Here is an 18,984-nt window from a genome sequence, read left to right on the forward strand (position 1 = left end):
AAAAATGGCGACAAGTATAGCGCGATCGAGTACCGCGCGTCAGGGGAGCAGCGCATGACCGTGTTGTTACCAGGCGTTGTTTTACATCTCGGGGCCGTTTTTGACCTCGGCAAGCGTTTGCTCGATTCGCTCGATGCTGGGCAGGCCCGTTTGCAGCTCGGTGGGGAGCGATTCCAACAACTTGTATTCGGCAATGCCCATCGGCTGGGATTTATCGCTCAGCGCGTATTCGGCGACGACCTTGTTCTTACTCTTGCACAGCAGCAGGCCGATGGTCGGCGCATCCAGCTCGGTTTTTACCTGGCGGTCGACCGCGGTCAGGTAGAAGCCGAGCTGCCCCAGGTGTTCTGGTTTGAACTTGCCTGTCTTGAGCTCGATGACCACGTAGCAGCGAAGCTTCAAGTGATAGAACAGCAGATCGAGGAAGAACTCTTCTCCGCCAATATCGAGTAGCACCTGGCGACCGACGAAGGCAAAACCCGCGCCCAGCTCCAGCAGGAATTCGGTGACGTGGCGCACCAGCGCCTCTTCGACGTCGCGCTCCTGAGACTCGGCTGACAGACCGAGAAAGTCGAAGCGATACGGGTCTTTCAGCGATTCCCGGGCCAGGTCCGACTGTGGCTTGGGCAGGCTCGCCTCGAAGTTGGTCACCGCCGCTCCCTGGCGTTCCAGCAGGCGGGTTTCGATCTGCATGACCAGTACGTTGCGTGACCAGCCGTGCTGAATCGCCTCGTAGGCGTACCAACATCTGCTTTCCGGGTCGGATAGCTTTTCCAGTAGGGCCAGCTGATGATACCAGGGCAATTGTGCAAGCACCTCTTGCACAAACGCGGGCTCCGGCCAGGCCTCGGCGAAGGCACGCATGTATTTGAGGTTACGAGGTGAGAAACCTTTCATTTCCGGAAAAGCCGCCCGCAAATCGAAAGCCAGCCGCTCGATCACCTTTGCGCCCCAGCCTTGCTCTGCCTGGCGCTCGAGAATGTCGCGGCCGATTTGCCAGTAAAGCTGTATCAGCTCGCGATTGACCGCAAACGTCGCTCGCTGCTGTGACGCATGAATGCGCTGTTTCAGCTCGGCGAGCCAGTCACCGTAGCCCTCGGGCGGGGTGATCAGGGAAACGGGCTTATCACTCATGGTGGTTCTCTCCGGTATCAGCCGATCTTGTGCGGCACTGCCTCATGGCCAAGCTCCTTGTAGCGCTGCCAGCAGGCGCGTTTGGCGATGAGCACCTGCTGGTGCTGGTTGATGATCTCGGCAACTCTTGTAAAGCGCTCGATGCCCGCGGGGATATCCGGGTGCAGGTTCAAAAGCGCGGTCTCTTCGCGGGGCGAAGGCAGCTCATTGAAGCCGAGCGTGATGGGGACGCTGTCGGCCAGGTCGCTGCCTTCGATCGCGTGGGGCAGGTAGGCGTCATCACGGAAGGTCCACAGCGCCTCGTCGGCCTGTTCGGCAAGCGTTTGATCCTCGCAGTGCAGGTGCAGCCGGTAGCCCTTGCGGTGGATGGTCTCGGCCAGCTTGCAGGCAAAGGCGAGCCGCCCCTCCAGGGTGGTGTCCTGAAGTATGTAGAAGTCGATTCGCGCCATGGGGCTTCTGCCTTGCAAGGGTCGTCGGTAGAAGTGAAGCGCCGCCGCGCGAGGCGGCGGCGGGAAGGGCTACACCAGTTGGGTCAGCCAGCCGTGCTTGTCGTCGCTGCGGCCATACTGAATGTCCAGCAGCGCCTTGCGGATGCGCATGGCCACTTCACTACCGCCGTCGCCCTGAACGCGAATACGCTCCTGCTCGGTGACCAGCTCGCCCACCGGGGTGATGACCGCGGCGGTGCCGCAGGCGAACACTTCGGAGATCTCGCCGGATTTGGCACCGTCGCGCCACTCGTCGATGCTGATGGGGCGCTCCTCCGGCGTCAGGCCCATGTCTTTAGCAAGCGTGAGGACCGAGTCGCGGGTCACGCCTTCAAGGATGGTGTCGGTCAGGCGCGGGGTGACCAGGCGGCCATCCTTGTAGACGAAGAACAGGTTCATGCCGCCAAGCTCTTCGAGCCACTTGCTCTCGGCGGCGTCCAGAAACGCGACCTGGCCGCAGCCGTGGCTTTCGGCTTCCTTTTGCGCGGCAAGCGAGGCCGCGTAGTTGCCGCCGCACTTGGCAAAGCCGGTGCCGCCGGGGGCGGCGCGCTTGTAGGTAGACGACAGCCAGATCGAGACCGGGTTCACGCCGCCCTTGAAGTAGGAAGCCGCCGGCGAGGCGATGACGTAGTAGTCGACCTCGTGGCTCGGGCGCACGCCGAGAAACGCTTCCGAGGCGATCATGAACGGGCGCAGATAGAGGCTGCACTCGTCGGCGTCGCTTTGCGGCGTCGGCACCCAGGCGCTGTCCTGGGCGAGCAGCGCCTGAATCGAGCCGATGAAGTCCTCATCCGAGAGCTCGGGCAGGGCCAGGCGGCGGGCGCTACGGCGCAGGCGCTCGGCGTTTTTCTCCGGGCGGAAGGTCCAGACCGAGCCGTCGGCGTGGCGGTAGGCCTTGATGCCCTCGAAGATTTCCTGGCCGTAGTGCAGCACCGCGGCGGCCGGGTCGAGAGTGAGCGGCCCGTAGGGGCGCACCTGGTGGCCGTGCCAGTCGGCGTCGACAGTCCAGCGGACGTGGGCCATGTGGTCGGTGAAGTGGCGGCCGAACCCCGGGTTTTGAAGAATGCTTTCGCGAATGTTCTCCGCCGTGGGCAGGTTGGACGGCAAAATTTCGAAACGATTGGCTGAACTGGCAGTGGGCACGGCGTGTGGTCTCCGCAAAATACCCCCGCAGGGGCTGACATTAAAAGAGGGAAGGCGCCCGGGCTTGCGGGCGCCTCATGGCATTCAGGTTTAACGGTTGTGGCCTTGAAAGGCAACCGCTAGGCGATCGAGGCGGGTTATTTCACCCCGATTTCGATCTGGGCATCGGTTTCGCGATCCAGCAGGTACTGGGTCAAAAGCCCAACCGGACGGCCGGTGGCGCCTTTCTGTTTGCCCGAGTGCCAGGCGGTACCGGCGATATCCAGATGCGCCCAAGGGAAGTGCTCGGCAAAGCGGGAGAGAAAACACGCCGCGGTGATCGTACCCGCCGGGCGCCCGCCGATGTTGGCCAGATCCGCGAAGTTGGAATCGAGCTGCTCCTGGTACTCGTCCCAGAGCGGCAGCTGCCAGGCGCGATCCCAGGCGCCGTCGCCGGCCTCCAGCACATCGAGAGCCAGATCGTCGTCGTTGGATAAAAGCCCGGTGGCGTGGTGACCAAGTGCCACGATGGCGGCCCCGGTGAGCGTGGCGATATCGATGACGCTGGCAGGCGTGAAGCGCTCGGCGTAGGTGAGCGCGTCGCACAGTACAAGCCGGCCTTCGGCGTCGGTGTTGAGCACTTCCACCGTCAGGCCCTTGAGCGTTTTGACGATGTCGCCGGGCTTGGTCGCCGCGCCGTCGGGCATGTTCTCGGCGGCGGCGACGATGAACACCGCGTTGATCTTCGGCTTGATCTCAAGTACCGCCTTGACGGTGCCGAATACGCCGGCCGCGCCGCCCATGTCGAACTTCATCTCGTCCATGCCCTCGCCGGGCTTGAGCGAAATGCCACCGGTATCGAAGGTGATGCCCTTGCCGATCAGCACGTGCGGCGCCTCGTCGGCCTCTTCCGCGCCCTGGTAGCGCATCACGATCAGCCGCGAGGGCTCCACGCTTCCCCGGCCCACGGAAAGAAGCGCGCCGGCGCCGAGCGCCTCGAGCGCTTCTTCATCCAGAATTTCGACCGACAGGGCGCCTTTTGAGTCTTTACCGAGCGTCTCTGCCTGCTCGGCCAGGTAGCGCGGCGTGCAGACGTTGCCCGGGAGATTGCCCAGCGTGCGCGTGAAGTTGATGCCCTGGCCGATGGCCGTGCCGACTCGCGCGCCGTATTGGGCGCTTTCCACCTCGGCATTGTCGGTGACGATCAGGTGAAGGGCGGTCAGCGTCGCCTTCGGTGCCGGCTGGGATTTGAACTGATCGAAGCGGTAAAGCGCGCGTTCGGCGGCCTCCAGCGTCTTGCGTGCCTTCCAGGCGGTGTCGCGCTCGAGTGTCACGTCGGTAAAGGCCACGCTCGCATCGTCGATGGGCAGCTTGACCAGTGCGGTCATGGCGGCGTCGAGCGCCTTGAGAAAGGCCGCTTCCTGGCACTTTTCGCGTGCGCCAAGGCCCACCAGCAGAAGCCGCTCGGCGCCCAGGCCCGGGGCAAAAGGAATTAGCTGAACGTTACCCAGAGCCGCATCGAAGTCGCCGCGTTCGAGGAGTTGACCGATCAGCCGCTCGCTCGCGTCGTCGAGTTTCGCCACACACGGCAGTAACTCGCTATCTTTATAGACAGGCAGCACCAGGCAGGCCGTCTCGGCTTTGGCGGGATTGGCCGTTTGAACGGAAAATTCCATGACGTCTCCAACAAGACAAGCATCGAGGGATTCGCGATAATACCGCGATCGTATATCGCTATCGTACGCTGGATTAGTGTACCCAAGCCATGAGCGCATTGCATGGCAACCTTGCTGGACTGGCCGGAGAGCGCGTTGATTTTATTTCGGTACTTGACTCGTGAAGTGTTACTCACCATGTCGGCGGTCGCCGGCATCTTGCTGCTGGTCATCATGGGTAGCCGCTTTATTCGCTACTTCGCCGATGCCGCCGAAGGCGACTTCCCGGTTACCATTCTGGGCAGTTTGATGTTCTATCACCTGCCGGGGTTCATGGAGCTGATTCTGCCGCTGGCGTTCTTTCTCGGCATTCTGCTCGCCTACGGCCAGCTCTACATGAACAGCGAAATCACCGTGATGGTCGCCTGCGGCATGAGCCCCACGCGGCTTTTGCGCGTGACGCTCTTGCCGGCGTCGATCGTGGCCATTCTGGTCGGGCTTTGCAGCCTGTGGCTGACCCCGGCGGGCTCGCTTTTGACCGAGGCGACCATCGAAGAGCAGCAGAGCCGGCTGGACGTCTCGGTACTGGCGCCCGGGCGCTTTCAGTCCTTTGGCAGCGGGCGCACCGCCTATATCAGCGGCTTTAGCGATAACGGCAACCGGATGCAGGAGGTGCTGGTCCACGAGCAGGCCCAGGCCGAGGAGGGCACGCACAGCTACGTGACTCGGGCGCGCTCGGGATATCAGGAAACCAGCGTCGATACCGGCAGCCGCTTTCTGGTGCTGGAAGAGGGCGAGCGCTACGGCGTCACCCCCGGCTCGCGCGCAGCGGAGCGGCTGGTGTTCGATCGCTATACGCTGCGTCTTGGCCTGAGCCGCGATCGTCAGGAGCTCGACTCGCTGGAGTTCGCCACTACGCCGGAACTTTGGCGCGACCCTGACCCCCGCGCCCAGGCGCAGTTTCAGTGGCGGGCCGGGCTTCCGCTGATGGTGTTCGTGCTGGCGCTTCTGGCCCAGCCGCTTGCTCAGGTCAATCCACGCCAAGGGCGCTTTGCCAAGCTCCTGCCGGCGGTCTTTTTATACGTCGCCTATTTGAGCCTGCTGCTGGCCGCAGTAGACGCGATCGGAAGTCAAACGCTTGCCGCCGCGATCGGCGTGTGGCCCATTCACGGGCTGTTCTTGCTTCTGGGGGGCCTTTTGATCTGGCGCTCGCAACGTAAAGGAATGCGCTAATGCTCGGTGCCTTGAACCCTTTCGATCGACTGGATCGCTACATTGCCCGTAACGTGTTGGGCGCCATCATCATCGTGCAGTTCGTATTGTTGGGCCTCGATATCACGATCGCCTACATTGGCGATCTCGGTGACACCCAGGGCAACTATTCGGCGCTGGACGTCCTGGTCTATCTGGGCATGCGCCTGCCCTGGCGGTTTTATCAGTACGCGCCGGTGGCGGTGCTCATCGGCGCGCTGATTGGCCTGGGCACCATGGCCTCGAGCAACGAGCTGACCGTGATGCGCGCCGCCGGGCGCTCGCTGGGGCGCATTTTATGGGGCGTGATGAAACCGGTGCTGGTAGTGGTCGCGGTGGTGCTTCTGGTGGCCGAGTTCGTCAGCCCCCGCACCGAACAGTTCGCCGAGGCCTGGCGACTGGAGCAGCGCCAGGGTGAGGGCACAATGCTGCAAAGCCGCAGCGGTTGGCAGTTCGAAGGCGACAGTGTCTACCGCTTTGGCGCGATTCGCGCCGACGACGTGGTGCTCGATTTGACCCGCTACCGCTTCGAGGATCGCCGCCTCGTCGAGGCCACCCGCGCCGCTCGCGCCAGCTGGGAGCAAGGGGCCTGGCAGCTCGAAGGCGTCAACACCACGCGTATTTTCGAGGACCGCACCGAATCCGAGTATGTTGATCAGATGCCGTGGGAGACGGATCTGACCCCGACCCAGCTCGAACGCCTTTTGCGCGACATCGAAAGCCAGGCGCCCAGCGAGCTGTGGGCCTACGCCAACTTCCTGCAAAGCCAGGGCCAGAGCGCCGAGCAGCCGCTGCTCTACTTCTGGCAGAAGGTACTGATGCCGCTCACCATGGGGTCACTGGTACTGATCGCCGCGTCCTTCGTGTTCGGCCCGCTGCGCACCGTCGCCGCCGGCACGCGGGTGTTCTACGGGGTCGTCACGGGGCTGGTGTTCAAGTACGTGCAGGATCTACTGGCGCCGGCCTCGAGCATTTTCGGCTTCTCGCCGGTGTGGGCGGTGCTGGTCCCGACGCTTGCCTGCGCCGTGGTTGGACTCTTCTTTCTACGCCGCAACGGCTAGCGCTCGAAAATCTGCACATGCCGGGCCGTTTTGGAAGCGGTTCGGCTTTTTTTTTGCAACTTTTTTCTCCTGCCGGGGGCTAACTTCCTGTATTGACGGTACTAAAAATGGCCGGTTAAAAACCGCTACTAAAGAGCACTGGTTGGCACTTGATAACTCGTATGCGAATCATTTACATTCACTCCATGCTTTTATCGAGGTGATGCCATGTACGTATGTGTGTGCAAGGGAGTGACCGACCACCAGATTCGCCGGGAAGTCAGCGACGGGGCGCGCAGCTGGCGCGACGTGCGTGAGGCCACCGGTTGCGCGACCCAGTGCGGCAAGTGCGCCTGCCTTGGAAAATCGATTACCCGCGAAGCGCTTCAAATCGAGCGCGAACAGGCCGATATGGGTCTTGCTTACGCCGTATGACGCGAATCACTATTGTTTGATTTGCTTTTAGCAAACGTTTGATTTACTTGAATTTTTAAAGGCCTCGTCTATACTCTCACTCAACTGGGAGTACGCCCTTCGTGTCGCTGCTCCTTTACCAACGTAACTGCTTGATTGATCGAAAAACCTTTGACGACAAAAAAGCGGTTCAGCTAAATAAAGGTGATACATGAAAGGCGATCCCAAGGTCATCCAGCATCTCAATATCGCGCTCGGCAACGAACTGGTGGCGATCAATCAGTACTTCCTGCATGCCAAAATGTACAAGGACTGGGGCCTCAAGGCGCTGGCCAAGTGGGAGTACGATGAGTCCATCGAAGAGATGCAGCACGCCGACAAGATCATCGAGCGCATTCTGTTTTTGGAAGGCATCCCGAATCTGCAGGACCTGGGCAAGCTGCACATCGGTGAAAACGTCAAGGAAATGCTCGAGTGCGATCTCAAGATCGAACACGACGGCCGCAACGATTACATCGAAGCGATCACTTACTGCGAAAGCGTGAAGGACTACGTGACTCGCGACATGCTGCGCGACCTGCTGGCCGATGAAGAAGAGCACATCGACCACATCGAAACCGAGCTCAGCCTGATCGACAAGGTCGGCATCCAGAACTACATCCAGCGTCAGATGCACGTGGCCGGCGACCAGTCCTACGAGTAAGTCGCGGCCGCCGCTAAACATAAAAAAACCCCGAACCTGGTTCGGGGTTTTTTTGTGGCATCCTTTTTACTTGGATGAATCGACCTGTTCGATCTGAGCACCGGAGTTGGGCTTGGCGCCGCCAAGCGATGGCTCCTGACCCAGCGGCTCGGGTGTATTCTTGATGGAGTACTGGCTTCGGCCATCAAGCGATGGACCTTCGCCCCAGCGGCCCTTGGGTGCGTCCTTATCCAGCAGGGTGTTCAGGTAGTAGTAGGAGTGTTCGGTCGCTTCATGCTCTTCCGGCGTCGAGTTGGGAATCGGCAATTGCGCTTGCATGCCGCCAAGCTCCTCGACCACCGCCAGCCACTGCTGCTGGTGGTAAGTATCCCGAGCAATCAGAAACGACAGGAAGTCCTTCATGCCGTGGTCGTCGGTCCAGTTGTAAAGGCGTGTGGCGAGCACACGACCACCGGATTCGGCGGCGACGTTGGCCATCATGTCCGCGCCGATATTGCCGGTAGCGTAGACGTGGCTCATGTCGAAAGGCACACCGTTGGCATTGACCGGCATGGCGGAAAGCCCGGACGAAAGCAGATGGCGTGGGTTGGCGCCACCCAGAATGGCGTTCATGACCGGGTCCTTGGCGGTTTCTTCCTGATAGGAAACCGGGGCGCCTTCCAGATTGAGCGCAACCGCATGACCCAGCATCTCGATGTGTGAAAGCTCTTCGGTGGCGGTGGACATCAACATGTCCCGAATGCGGTCATCACCGCGGGCGCCCATGGCCTGGAAAAAGTACTGCATGGCCACGCGAATCTCGCCTTCAATACCGCCGATCGCCTGTTGAAGCAGCATCGCGAACTGGGGGTTAGGTTTATCAACCTTGACCGGGTATTGCAGCTTAGAGGAATGATGAAACATGTTACTCTCCTTAGTAGTTTGCCAAGGGGGTCCTTGATGATTACTCCTGATAAGTTGTTCAATAAAAACAAAATTTGATTTTTTATTAAAAACCCATGATTTGGAGCAACTGGCTTTGGCGTTTCGTCAGAATGAATACTTGTTACCTTTAATAACTTAGCATATAAATAAATATTTAAGATAAATAAGCCGTTTTATTGGGTTAAAGTTTTTTATTCGATTTAAAATCAGTAACTTATAAATATTTACTTTTTGATGTCTCTATGATTCATGCACATCTTCAATTATTCTTTTTTATTTATTTTATTAGTGATAAGTTTCAACGATGTAACGAAGAAAGTTAAGCAACGTTAATAGTTATCTATTAAATATATTGATTTAAGTTAAGTAAAGGCGAGGCTGGAGGGAAGTAAGCTGCGGGCCTGGAAAGAGAAGAGAAAGCTCTTTGAAAGCCCCTGAAAATAAAACCCGCCCGACGGGATCATCCGTCAGGCGGGTTCGGGTTCGTGTAAAGGTTAGCGGTTTTGCGCGGCGAAGGCGTCAGATCCCTCGAATGCGGCTACCGGCTCATCCACGGTGAACGTGGCGCGGCTCAGGCGGCGTACACGCTTCATGAACAGCGCGATGCATACCAGCGTGCCGAGCGCGGCCACGACGTAGCTGATCTGCAGCGGCAGGCCAAAACCGATCGGCGCGAAGGCCAGGTACGTAAAGGTTGCCATGGTCATGAACACGGCAGGAATCGCCGTAATCAGGTAGGGCTTGCGCGACAGCACCAGGTACATGGTGCCCACCCATAGCGCGATGACCGCGGTGGTCTGGTTAGCCCAGGAGAAGTAGCGCCACAGCAGGGTGAAGTCCATGTGGGTCAGCGCATAGGAAATGACGAACAGCGGCAGGGCGATCATCAAACGCTTGGCGATTGGCTTTTGTCCGATCTTCAGATAATCCGCGATGATCATGCGCGCGCTGCGAAACGCGGTGTCGCCGGAGGTGATCGGCAGTACGATGACGCCCAGGATGGCGAGCGTGCCGCCCACTGCACCCAGCATGACGGTAGAGACTTCGCTTACGACCGCGGCGGGACCGCCGGCGGCCAGCACGTCGGACAGCGACTGATCGCCGTAGAACAGGCTCATGGCGGCGGCAGCCCAGATCATGGCGATCACGCCTTCGGTGATCATCATGCCGTAGAAGATGCGGCGGCCGCTGATTTCGTTCTCTGTGGTGCGCGAGATGATCGGCGTTTGGGTGGCGTGAAAGCCGGAGAGCGCGCCGCAGGAGATCGTCAGAAACAGCAGCGGGAAGATCGGCGCGCCGTCCGGGTGCATGTTCTGGAATGAAAGCTCGGGAATCGGCGCGCCGGTGACGACCAGGCCGATGCCGATACCGGCGGCGCTAAAGAGCAGCAGCGCGCCGAAGTAGGGGTAGATACGCCCGATCACCTTGTCGATCGGTAGCAGCGTGGCGATCAGGTAGTAGGCGAAGATCGCCATTGTAATACCGACCAGCGACAGTGAGGTCATGTTCGCCAGAAGCGTGGCCGGCGAGGTCACGAACACCGTGCCCACCAGCAGCAGCAGCAGCAGGGCAAAGCCGTTGACCACGTGCTTCATCGCCTTGCCAAGGAACTTGCCCGCCAACTGCGGCAGGTGCGCGCCGTGGTTACGAATCGAGATCATGCCGGTCAGGTAGTCGTGTACGGCGCCGGCGAAGATGCAGCCGATCACGATCCAGACGAACGCCACGGGGCCGTACAAGGCGCCCAGAATCGGGCCGAAGATCGGGCCCACCCCGGCGATATTGAGTAGCTGAATGAGCGAGTTGCGCGTGGGGTTCATCGGCACGTAGTCGATGTTGTCGCGCATGCTAAAGGCCGGTGTCGGACGCTTTCGGTCGGCGACGAACACTCGATCCACGAACTTGCCGTAGGTGAAATACCCGACTATTAGCAGCAGTATCGAGGCGATGAAAGTGATCATTGGGGTTACCCGGTGGTGGTCGGTGGCGAGGGGGAGATCGCGCGGGCGCTCGACCCGCGTGTCCAAACCCGCTGAATGTATCTGGTCGTGCGTGGATACGCTCTACGACTTTAGTTTCCCTTCGGACAGATTGACCCTTTGAGTGCCCACAAAAAAACGGGCAGCCGTTGGGCTGCCCGTTTGTCATGCGCGCCAGGCGCGGGTCGCTTTCGATCAAAAAGCGGCTGGGGTGACGCCACACAGCATGCGCGCGCCGCCGCCGCCCAGATGCGGCTCGTCCTCATAGGTGTCGCCGCCTTCATGGATGATCAGCGCGCGGTCGGTCATGTCGTCCATGCTCAGGCGCGGCGCGAGTACCGGCAGGTTGGCTTCGCCGTCCTCGTTCACCGTCAGCACCGGCAAATCGCCCAGGTGGCCGTCACCATAGGGGCCCTGGTGGGTCTCGGTGCTTTCCGGGTCGTAGTGGCCGCCGGCGCTCTGGGCCGCGGTCATCTCGCCATCGTCATTTTCGGCGGGTTCGCAGCTTGGGTTCTGGTGCAGGTGGAAGCCGTACACGCCGGGCTCGAGCCCGGTAAGGGAGGGCGTGAGCATGACGCCGCCGAATTCGGAGCTTTCGATGGTCACCGTACCCGTGGCGTCCTGAACGCCTTCAGCGGTGACGTCGTGCATGTTCACTTCCAGCGTACCGCCTGAGTTACTGTCGGTGTCCGTATCGTTGGTCTGGGCCTGGGCGGTCGTTGCCAGCAAAAGCGCGGCGGCGATACCGGTCAAGGGGGTCACTAAACGCATGTCGTCTCTCCTTTCCTGTTCCGTGGAAGCCCCGAAACGGGGTATATGAAAGGTAGCTTCTCAAGCGCGCGGACGCCAACGACGAGCACTAGTGACAACCGCCGGTGAAGCCGCGACAATGGCGCCACTTTTTTCGCGGGGAAGGCCATGGCGGCGCTACGCATTCTTTATCAGGACGCGCATCTGGTGGCGGTGCACAAGCCCGCCGGGCTTTTGGTGCACCGCTCCAAGCTCGCCCGGGGCGAAACCACCTTCCTGCTACAGACGCTGCGCGACCAGCTGGGCCAGCGGGTTTACCCGGTTCACCGGCTGGACCGGCCGACATCCGGCGTGATGGTCATGGCGCTCTCTTCCGACGCCGCCAGCAAGCTAAGCCTGGCGTTCAACGAGCGCGAGGTCGAAAAGCGCTATCTGGCGGTCGTGCGCGGCAAGGCGCCCCTTGAGGAGACGCTCGACTACCCGCTGCGCGAAGAGGACGGCAGCCGCCCCAAGGCCGAAATGCCCGCGCTCAAGGCGCGCACCGACATCCAGCGTCTCGACAGTGTGGAGCTTCCGGTGCAGGTGGACCGCTACCCGGTGGCGCGCTACTCGCTGGTGCAGGCCAGGCCGCTCACTGGGCGGCGCCACCAGATTCGCCGGCACCTGTCGCGCCGGGGCTATCCCATCATTGGCGATGCCAAGCACGGCAAGAGCGTACACAACCGTTTTTTCGCCGATGAGCTCGGCGCGCCGGGGCTGTTGCTCGCCGCCACCCAGCTCTGTTTCGATCATCCTTGCCAGCCGCTGCGGCTGTGCATCGACTGCGCGCTGGAGCCGGCGATGGCGGCGCTGTTCGAGCGCCTTGGCTGGGCGGGGCACCTGCCGCGGGACCGCGTGCGCACCGCCCCCGTCACGCCCATCGCCGATACTCCGCCCTGACCCGTTCATTACAGAGAGCCCTGCATGTCCATTGACGCCTCCATCGCCCCTGCTTCGGACGACGCTTCTGACTACGATTTCCGTTTTGGCGGCATTCGCCGCCTTTACGGTCAGCGCGCGGCCGATGCCTTTCGCCGCGCCCACGTGGTCGTGGTGGGCGTTGGTGGGGTAGGCAGCTGGGCGGCGGAGGCGCTGGCGCGCTCCGGTCTCGGCACGCTCACGCTGATCGATCTCGACGATGTGTGCGTTTCCAACGTCAATCGCCAGCTGCACGCCCTCGATGGCACCATCGGCCGGCCCAAGGTCGAGGTGCTGGCCGAGCGCTGTCGCTTGATCAACCCCAATATCGAGATCATCGCCGATACCGCGTTTGTGACGCCGACGAACCTGGCTGAACGCATTCCCGAGCGTGCCGATTACGTGGTGGATGCGATCGACAGCGTGATCGCCAAGGCCGCGCTGATTGCCTGGTGCAAGCGGCGAAAGCTTCCGATCATCGTCACCGGAGCGGCCGGCGGGCAGACCGACCCCACCCGTATTCAGGTGGCCGATCTCACCCGCACCGAACACGACCCGCTGCTCGCCAGGGTGCGCGCGCGCCTGCGCCGGGATTTCGGCTTCTCACGTAACCCCAAGCGGCGCTTCTCGGTGGCCTGCGTCTACTCCGACGAGCAGCTCGTCTACCCGGGCGCTGACGGCGAAGTCTGCCTGCAAAAGCCCGGCAGCGGCGACGCCACCCGACTGGATTGCGCCTCGGGATTTGGCGCCGCCACCTTCGTCACCGGCACCTTCGGCTTCGTGGCCGCCTCGAAAGTGCTCGAACGGCTGGCCAAAAACGCCCGTCTCGACGTCAACACACCACCCGGAGAGAACGCCCCATGAACTCGCCCGCTCCCGGCATCTACCGCCACTATAAAGGCGCACTTTACGAAGTACTCGGCACCGCGCAGCACAGCGAAACCGAGGAGCCGCTGGTGGTCTACCGGGCGCTTTACGGCGAGTACGGCCTGTGGGTGCGCCCACTCGAGATGTTTATCGAAACCGTTGAGGTGCAAGGCCAGCAGCAGCCGCGCTTCGCGCTCGAAAAAGCGTTTTGATCCCCACGCGCTTGGCCACCATCCTTTGCCTGATAGGAGCCCGCATGAACACGTTTCAGCATTCACCCGCCGCTTTTGAGGGCCAGCCGGAGGTGGCGGGCTTTTACGACCCGCGCACCGGTAGCGTTCAATACGTCGTCAGCGACCCGGCCACGAAGGCCTGCGCGATCATCGACCCGGTGCTGGATTTCGACGAGAAATCCGGCGCTACCGCCACCCACCATGCCGATGAGCTGCTCGATTACGTGGCCAAACATGCGCTTCACGTCGAGTGGATTCTGGATACTCACCCCCACGCGGATCACTTCTCCGCGGCGCAGTATTTAAAGGGAAAGACCGGCGCGCCGACCGCGATCGGCGAGCACGTCACGAAAGTGCAGGCGCTGTGGAAGAAGATCTATCACTGGCCGGAGATGCCCGCAGACGGGCGTCAGTGGGATTGGCTCTTTGCCGACGGCGATACGTTTCAAATCGGTGAGCTAACGGCGCGGGTCATGCACTCGCCGGGCCATACGCTGGCCTCGATCACCTACGTGGTGGGCGACGCGGCGTTCGTTCACGACACGCTTTTTCAGCCGGATTTCGGTACCGCCCGGGCGGATTTTCCCGGCGGCGACGCCCGCGCGCTGTGGCACTCCATTCAACAGATTCTGAGCCTGCCCGACAAGACTCGGCTGTTCACCGGTCACGACTATTGCCCGGGCGGCCGCGCCCCGGCCTGGCAAAGCAGCGTGGCCGAGCAGCGCGAGCATAACCCTCATTTGGCGGGTCAAGGCGAGGCGCAGTACGTCGCATTTCGCCAACAGCGTGACAGCGAACTGCCCATGCCCAGGCTGATTCTCCACGCCCTCCAGGTCAATACCCTGGGCGGGCGCCTGCCCGAGCCGGAAGCCAACGGCAAGCGCTATCTGAAAATTCCGCTCGACGCGCTGGGTGAGGGGAGCTGGAGCTAGCGCTTGCTCGAGTGGCTACTGCGCGTGCAGCGTGATACGCGTAAGCTCCGACGGCTTGCCCAAACGTAGGGCGAAACCGGGCCAGAGCGCGGTGCCGCTGTTGAGGTAGAGCGTCATGCCGTCGAGTTCGTATTTGCCTGACACAAAGCCCTCATTGGCACGCGCCACGAGCCGGTCGAACCCCACCATCATGCCGCCGTGGGTGTGGCCGGAAAGCTGCAGATCGACGCCCCGGGCAGCCGTATTGCGCGCGTTGCGCGGCTGGTGGTCGAGCAGGATGACCGGGGCGCCTGCCGGCGCGCCTTCGAGCGCTTGGGTCACGTCCGGCCCCGTATAGCCGTGCCCGGCGGCGGAGATGTCGTTGACCCCGGCCAGTACCAGCGCGGCGTCGCCGCGTTCGATCACCGTGTGTTCGTTGGCGAGTGCTTGCATACCGAGCGTCTGGTAGTGCGCCATCCACTCGTTGGCGCCAAAGTAGTACTCGTGATTGCCGGAACTGACGAATACGCCGTCGAGGGCTGAAAGCGAGGCAAGCGGGGCGACGTCGTCACGGCGCGCTTGCAAGGTGCCGTCGATCAGGTCGCCGGTGATCAGGATGACGTCCGCCCCGAGCGCGTTGGTTTTCTCGACCACGTCCTCCACCCAGCCCACCTGGAACAGCCGGCTGATGTGCAGGTCGGTCAGATGCACGATCTCATAGCCCTCGAACGCCTCTGGCAGCCCGTCGATGGCGATATCGACTTCCTTGAGCGGTGGCACCCGCGCCGCCTGGCTTACGGCGAAGGCGGCCACCCCCAGCGCCACCAGGCTGAGCGCGTAACGAAGCGCGCCGGGGATACCGAGACGGCGCCGTTTGATCAGCGCCAGCACCAGGGTGATCGCATCGACTGCGAGCTGCATCAGTGCCAGAAAGAGCATCGCCCCAAACAGCGTATTGACGAGCAGCACCACCGCGCGCGGCACCTCCGGCGAGAACATGCTGCCAAAGGCGAGCTGGGTTAGAAGGTGATGTTGCGAGACGAGCAGCAGCAGCGCCGAGAGCGTTATTTTGCTCCAGCGCGGCCACGGGAGCGGCGCCAGTACCCGGAGAATCACGATCAGGCAGGGCAGTGAAATCAGCAGATGAAACATGAGTGATTCTCGTGGTGGCGCGTTAGGGCGTGCCAGCAAACCACGAAATCAACGCCTTGGCAAAAGCCTCGATGCCTGCCGCATCAACGCCCGCTATCAGGCTTCGTTTTCGGTGGCCTGTAAAAGCGCCGCCGCGCTTTGTCCGGCGACGGCGCCCAGCACGACGGCGCTCAATAGACCGTTGCCCGAGAGATAGCCGCTATCGCCGGCGCCGGAAACGCCCCGCGCTGCGCCGCCGCCGGCGAACAGGTTGGGCAGCATCCGGCCTTGGGTATCCAGCACTCGTGCCTGGGTATTCACTTCGAGTCCGCCCTGGGTATGAAACAGCGCCCCGGTCACGCGGACGGCGTAGTAAGGCGGTGACAGCAGGTTGGCGGGCTCGAAAACGCGGCCGAACGTGTCCGGTGTCTGCGTTCGGGCGTGGCGATGCATGTCGTCGACGGCCGTCTCCAGCGCGGCGAGCGGCAGGTCGAGGCAATTGGCCATGGCATTTAGCGTGTCGAAAGCGCGTATCGCGCCGGCCTCGAAGGCGTTACGGTAATCCTCGAATTCAAGCGCGTTTTCATGAATACGGCCGTCGAAAATATTCCAGGCAACGCCCTCGGGCTGGGCGAGGACGTTGGCGGCCTGCTCGGAGTAGCCGCCGTGTTCGTTGGAGAAGCGCTCACCCAGCACGTTGACCTGCATGCCGCCCTGCATCATCAGTGCCCAGCTGATCAAAATCTGGTGCGGGGTGGCAAGCGAGCCGTGGCCCTGGCAGGCGGCGAGATCCTTCGTGCTTGCGCCCATCGCCTCGCCCCAGAGCAGCGCATCGCCCTGGTTGCCCTCGTGGCCGTAGTAGAGCGCCTCCTTGAGCGACGGGATATGGCGCTTGACCAACTCGGCATTGCCGCCGTAGCCGTTGCAGGCCAGGATCAGGGCATCGCAGCCGATACGCTCACGACTGTCGCCCGGGCGTGTGATCGTTACGCCGCGCACCCGTTGGGCCTCGTCCACGTGCAGGTCCTCGACCCGCGCTTGGGTGAGCATATCCACACCGGCACGCTCGGCGGCGTTCAAAAGTGCGCCCATCAGCTCCTCGCCGGTGCGCCGAGGCGTGGCGTGCATACGTAGTCGCCGGTGGCCGGGGTAGAGAAAGCCTTCGACCAGCTCAAAAGGCACGCCGTGATCGTCGGCCAGCCACTCCACGGTCGGCCCCGATTGCTCGGCCAGCCGCTCGACGATCCTTTGGTCGGCCTCGAAGCCGTTCTTGCGCTGAATGTCCTCGGCCATGAGGCGTGGGGAGTCCTCGACTTCCAGCGCCTTTTGAAAGCGCGTGCCAGCGGCGGGAATGAAACCTTGTGACATCGCAGTGCTGCCGCGAGGCAGCGCATCGCGCTCCAGCACCGCAAGCTCGATGCCCGCCTCACGCGCCTTGAGCGCCGCCACCAGCCCACAGGCGCCGGTACCGATGATCAAAAGCGGCAGGTGGGCATCGAATTCAGTGGTGTGGGTGTAGGGAACGATCGCCATTACGCCTGCTCCGCGTGAGTGAAGGCATCCAGAATCTCGCCCGCTGGCGCCTGCCACACCTCAGCGTGCCCGCTGATATGCGCAAGCACTTCTTCCAGGCAGGCGATGCGGTGGGGCTGGCCGACAAGCCAGGGGTGAAGGTTCAGGGCGAACAGGCGCCCGCCAGCGGTGCGCGACTCCTCCAGCAGAAAATCGAACGCATCCTTCACCTGCGCGACCCATGAGTCTTCCGAGTGGAGGTTCTGGCTCATGACGAACTGGTCCTCGATCTCGGTGGAAAGCCCCATCATGGTGAGCGGGCCCGAGGCGGTCTTCCAGGCGTAGGGCAGCTCATCGTTGACCCAGTCGGCGCAGTACTCGATGCCGTTTTCGGTCAAAAGATCCGGTGTGTTGAAGCTCTGGTGCTTCGCCGGGCTGAGCCAGCCGCGAATGCGTTGGCCGGTCACGCGGCGCAGGGTGTCCACCGAGCGCTTGACCAGCTCGGCCTCTTCCTCGACGGGCTGGCCACCGTAGTGCAGGTGATCCATGTTCCAGCCGTGGGCGATGAACTCGCCGCCGTGCTCTTGAAGGCGCTTGAGCAGATAAGGCGTCTGCTCGGCGAGCTGGGCGTTGATCGCGTAGGTCGGCGTGATGGCGTATCGCTTCAAGGCCTCGAGCACCCGATAGATGCCCACCCGGTTGCCGTAATCGCGCAGCGAGAAGTGGCGCAGGTCCGGGTAGGGCATGGTCATGCCGTTGGGCACCTTGAACGGCTCGCCGCGCTGGTTGAGCGGGTAGAACTGCAGCGAAATATTGATCCATACCGCCAGCGTCTTGCCGCCGGGCCAGGTAATCGGGGGGCGTTCCCCGAGCATCGACCAGTCATAGCGGTCGTGGTCGTAGCCATGGCGGCGCAGCGGGTAGTCCAGGTAGTCGTCGTTGAGTGCCATGGTATCAACCCTCCCTTGGTGCGGTAGCGGCCTGCGCCTGAATACTGTCAAGCGCGGCATCGTAAGAGTGCGCCCGGTAGTGCTCGGCGATTTCCCGGCCGGTGGTGACCCAGACGTCGGAGTGGCCGGTAATGTACTCCAGCGCCTCCTCGAAGGCCTTGATGCGGTGAGGGCAGCTCACCTGGTAGTTGTGGGTGGGAATGCACATCACCGTGCCGGACTCGGCGCCTTCCTGATACAGGCGGTCGAAGTGACGCTTGAGCATGGTGGCGTACTGGCGCGGCTCCACCTTGTTCACCGCGTAGACGATGGTATCGTTCATCTCAAGCGAGTAAGGCATGGAGATGAACCGCTTGCCGGAGCGCACGCGTACCGGCGTGGGCTGGTCGTCGTGGAATAGGTCGCAGGTGTAGAGTCCGCCATCGCTTCCAAAAAGCTCTTCGCCCACTTCGGCGAACAGATCCAGCGTGCGCTCGGAGTGGGAAAGCGCCGGCGCCAGATACCCCGCGCAGGCCTGGCCGGTGTGGCGATGGATGGTCTCCATGCTGTCGCGGATCATGGCGCGCTCCTGGGCCTCGCTCAGACCGTAGGTGTAGCGCGTGTTGTAGATGCCGTGGCTGAAGAACTCCCAGTCGCGCTCCTTGCACATCTGGATGATTTCCGGATGGTGCTCGCAAAGCGCCGTCGAAAGCGATACCGAGCCGCGAATGCCGTACTTGTCCAGCAGCGCCATCTGGCGCTGGTGGCCTACCCGGTTGCCGTAATCGCGAATGCTGAAGCCCGGAACCGCCGGGTGCGGGTGCGGCCAGGGCTTGCGGCTGGGGTTCTGGGGCGGGTCGAGCTCGTAATACTCGATATTGGGTGCGACCCAGAAGGCGACCTTCGCGCCACCCGGCCACTCGATTTTCGGACGCTGGTCATAGGCCCAGTAGTCGTATACGCCAAGGGATTCCTTCATGGTTT

At 62.0% G+C, this 18,984-nt stretch carries 19 protein-coding genes; 8 read left to right on the forward strand and 11 right to left on the reverse strand.

Going from position 1 to position 18,984, the window contains the following annotated elements; genetic code table 11:
• Positions 1–81 precede the first annotated feature (81 nt).
• The 4 genes from RN347_RS03085 to RN347_RS03100 all read right to left on the reverse strand — a co-directional run bounded on the left by RN347_RS03085 (position 82) and on the right by RN347_RS03100 (position 4,420).
• Complete coding sequence (locus RN347_RS03085) at positions 82–1,134, reverse strand: PDDEXK nuclease domain-containing protein (RefSeq protein WP_311960143.1); 1,053 nt, start codon at positions 1,132–1,134, stop codon at positions 82–84.
• Between the two features lie 17 nt (positions 1,135–1,151).
• Complete coding sequence (locus RN347_RS03090; protein ID WP_311960144.1) at positions 1,152–1,583, reverse strand: DNA polymerase III subunit chi; 432 nt, start codon at positions 1,581–1,583, stop codon at positions 1,152–1,154.
• A gap of 69 nt (positions 1,584–1,652) precedes the next feature.
• Entirely contained in the window at positions 1,653–2,765 is a 1,113-nt protein-coding gene (locus RN347_RS03095) for a branched-chain amino acid aminotransferase (protein ID WP_263585051.1), read from the reverse strand.
• 137 nt (positions 2,766–2,902) lie between these two features.
• A complete protein-coding gene (locus RN347_RS03100) occupies positions 2,903–4,420 on the reverse strand; it encodes a leucyl aminopeptidase (protein ID WP_311960145.1) in 1,518 nt (505 codons plus the stop codon).
• Positions 4,421–4,555: 135 nt separating this feature from the next.
• Between RN347_RS03100 and lptF the strand changes: the two genes are divergently transcribed.
• The 4 genes from lptF to bfr all read left to right on the forward strand — a co-directional run bounded on the left by lptF (position 4,556) and on the right by bfr (position 7,807).
• Positions 4,556–5,632 carry an LPS export ABC transporter permease LptF gene (gene lptF / locus RN347_RS03105; RefSeq protein ID WP_311960812.1) on the forward strand — a complete coding sequence of 359 codons (1,077 nt, stop codon included), beginning with the start codon at positions 4,556–4,558 and terminating at the stop codon, positions 5,630–5,632.
• The gene (gene lptG / locus RN347_RS03110; protein ID WP_311960146.1) at positions 5,632–6,711 is read left to right on the forward strand and encodes an LPS export ABC transporter permease LptG; all 1,080 of its coding nucleotides are present in this window, start codon (positions 5,632–5,634) and stop codon (positions 6,709–6,711) included. Before lptF ends, lptG begins: the two co-directional genes overlap by 1 nt.
• 207 nt (positions 6,712–6,918) lie before the next feature.
• Complete coding sequence (locus RN347_RS03115) at positions 6,919–7,125, forward strand: (2Fe-2S)-binding protein (RefSeq protein WP_263585048.1); 207 nt, start codon at positions 6,919–6,921, stop codon at positions 7,123–7,125.
• 190 nt (positions 7,126–7,315) lie between these two features.
• Positions 7,316–7,807 carry a bacterioferritin gene (gene bfr, locus RN347_RS03120; RefSeq protein ID WP_263585047.1) on the forward strand — a complete coding sequence of 164 codons (492 nt, stop codon included), beginning with the start codon at positions 7,316–7,318 and terminating at the stop codon, positions 7,805–7,807.
• Positions 7,808–7,873: 66 nt separating this feature from the next.
• On the opposite strand, the gene RN347_RS03125 is transcribed toward bfr, so the two are convergent.
• The 3 genes from RN347_RS03125 to sodC form a co-directional block, all read right to left on the reverse strand.
• Positions 7,874–8,710 carry a manganese catalase family protein gene (locus RN347_RS03125; RefSeq protein ID WP_311960147.1) on the reverse strand — a complete coding sequence of 279 codons (837 nt, stop codon included), beginning with the start codon at positions 8,708–8,710 and terminating at the stop codon, positions 7,874–7,876.
• Between the two features lie 515 nt (positions 8,711–9,225).
• A complete protein-coding gene (locus RN347_RS03130) occupies positions 9,226–10,692 on the reverse strand; it encodes a carbon starvation protein A (RefSeq protein ID WP_263585045.1) in 1,467 nt (488 codons plus the stop codon).
• A 213-nt stretch (positions 10,693–10,905) separates the two neighbouring features.
• The gene (gene sodC / locus RN347_RS03135) at positions 10,906–11,481 is read right to left on the reverse strand and encodes a superoxide dismutase [Cu-Zn] SodC (protein ID WP_263585044.1); all 576 of its coding nucleotides are present in this window, start codon (positions 11,479–11,481) and stop codon (positions 10,906–10,908) included.
• A 147-nt stretch (positions 11,482–11,628) separates the two neighbouring features.
• Between sodC and RN347_RS03140 the strand changes: the two genes are divergently transcribed.
• From RN347_RS03140 to RN347_RS03155, 4 genes are read left to right on the forward strand one after another with little or no spacing between them, the layout of a single operon-like run.
• Positions 11,629–12,399, forward strand: a complete 771-nt coding sequence (locus tag RN347_RS03140) for a pseudouridine synthase (protein ID WP_311960148.1) — start codon at positions 11,629–11,631, stop codon at positions 12,397–12,399.
• A gap of 24 nt (positions 12,400–12,423) precedes the next feature.
• On the forward strand, positions 12,424–13,281 hold the full coding sequence (gene tcdA / locus RN347_RS03145) for a tRNA cyclic N6-threonylcarbamoyladenosine(37) synthase TcdA (RefSeq protein ID WP_311960149.1): 858 nt from the start codon (positions 12,424–12,426) through the stop codon (positions 13,279–13,281).
• Positions 13,278–13,496, forward strand: a complete 219-nt coding sequence (locus RN347_RS03150; RefSeq protein WP_263585041.1) for a DUF1653 domain-containing protein — start codon at positions 13,278–13,280, stop codon at positions 13,494–13,496. Before tcdA ends, RN347_RS03150 begins: the two co-directional genes overlap by 4 nt.
• A gap of 44 nt (positions 13,497–13,540) precedes the next feature.
• A complete protein-coding gene (locus tag RN347_RS03155; RefSeq protein WP_311960150.1) occupies positions 13,541–14,449 on the forward strand; it encodes an MBL fold metallo-hydrolase in 909 nt (302 codons plus the stop codon).
• Between the two features lie 15 nt (positions 14,450–14,464).
• Here RN347_RS03155 and RN347_RS03160 read toward each other — a convergent pair whose 3' ends face one another.
• The 4 genes from RN347_RS03160 to RN347_RS03175 all read right to left on the reverse strand — a co-directional run bounded on the left by RN347_RS03160 (position 14,465) and on the right by RN347_RS03175 (position 18,979).
• A complete protein-coding gene (locus RN347_RS03160; protein ID WP_311960151.1) occupies positions 14,465–15,580 on the reverse strand; it encodes a metallophosphoesterase in 1,116 nt (371 codons plus the stop codon).
• Positions 15,581–15,676: 96 nt separating this feature from the next.
• The gene (locus RN347_RS03165; RefSeq protein ID WP_311960152.1) at positions 15,677–17,092 is read right to left on the reverse strand and encodes an FAD-dependent oxidoreductase; all 1,416 of its coding nucleotides are present in this window, start codon (positions 17,090–17,092) and stop codon (positions 15,677–15,679) included.
• Positions 17,092–18,021 (reverse strand): polysaccharide deacetylase family protein, encoded by a 930-nt coding sequence (locus tag RN347_RS03170; protein WP_311960153.1) that lies wholly within the window; start codon positions 18,019–18,021, stop codon positions 17,092–17,094. Before RN347_RS03170 ends, RN347_RS03165 begins: the two co-directional genes overlap by 1 nt.
• 4 nt (positions 18,022–18,025) lie before the next feature.
• On the reverse strand, positions 18,026–18,979 hold the full coding sequence (locus RN347_RS03175) for a polysaccharide deacetylase family protein (protein WP_311960154.1): 954 nt from the start codon (positions 18,977–18,979) through the stop codon (positions 18,026–18,028).
• Positions 18,980–18,984 lie beyond the last annotated feature (5 nt).

It is taken from the genome of Halomonas sp. PAMB 3264, assembly GCF_031954245.1.
Taxonomy (GTDB): Bacteria; Pseudomonadota; Gammaproteobacteria; order Pseudomonadales; family Halomonadaceae; genus Vreelandella.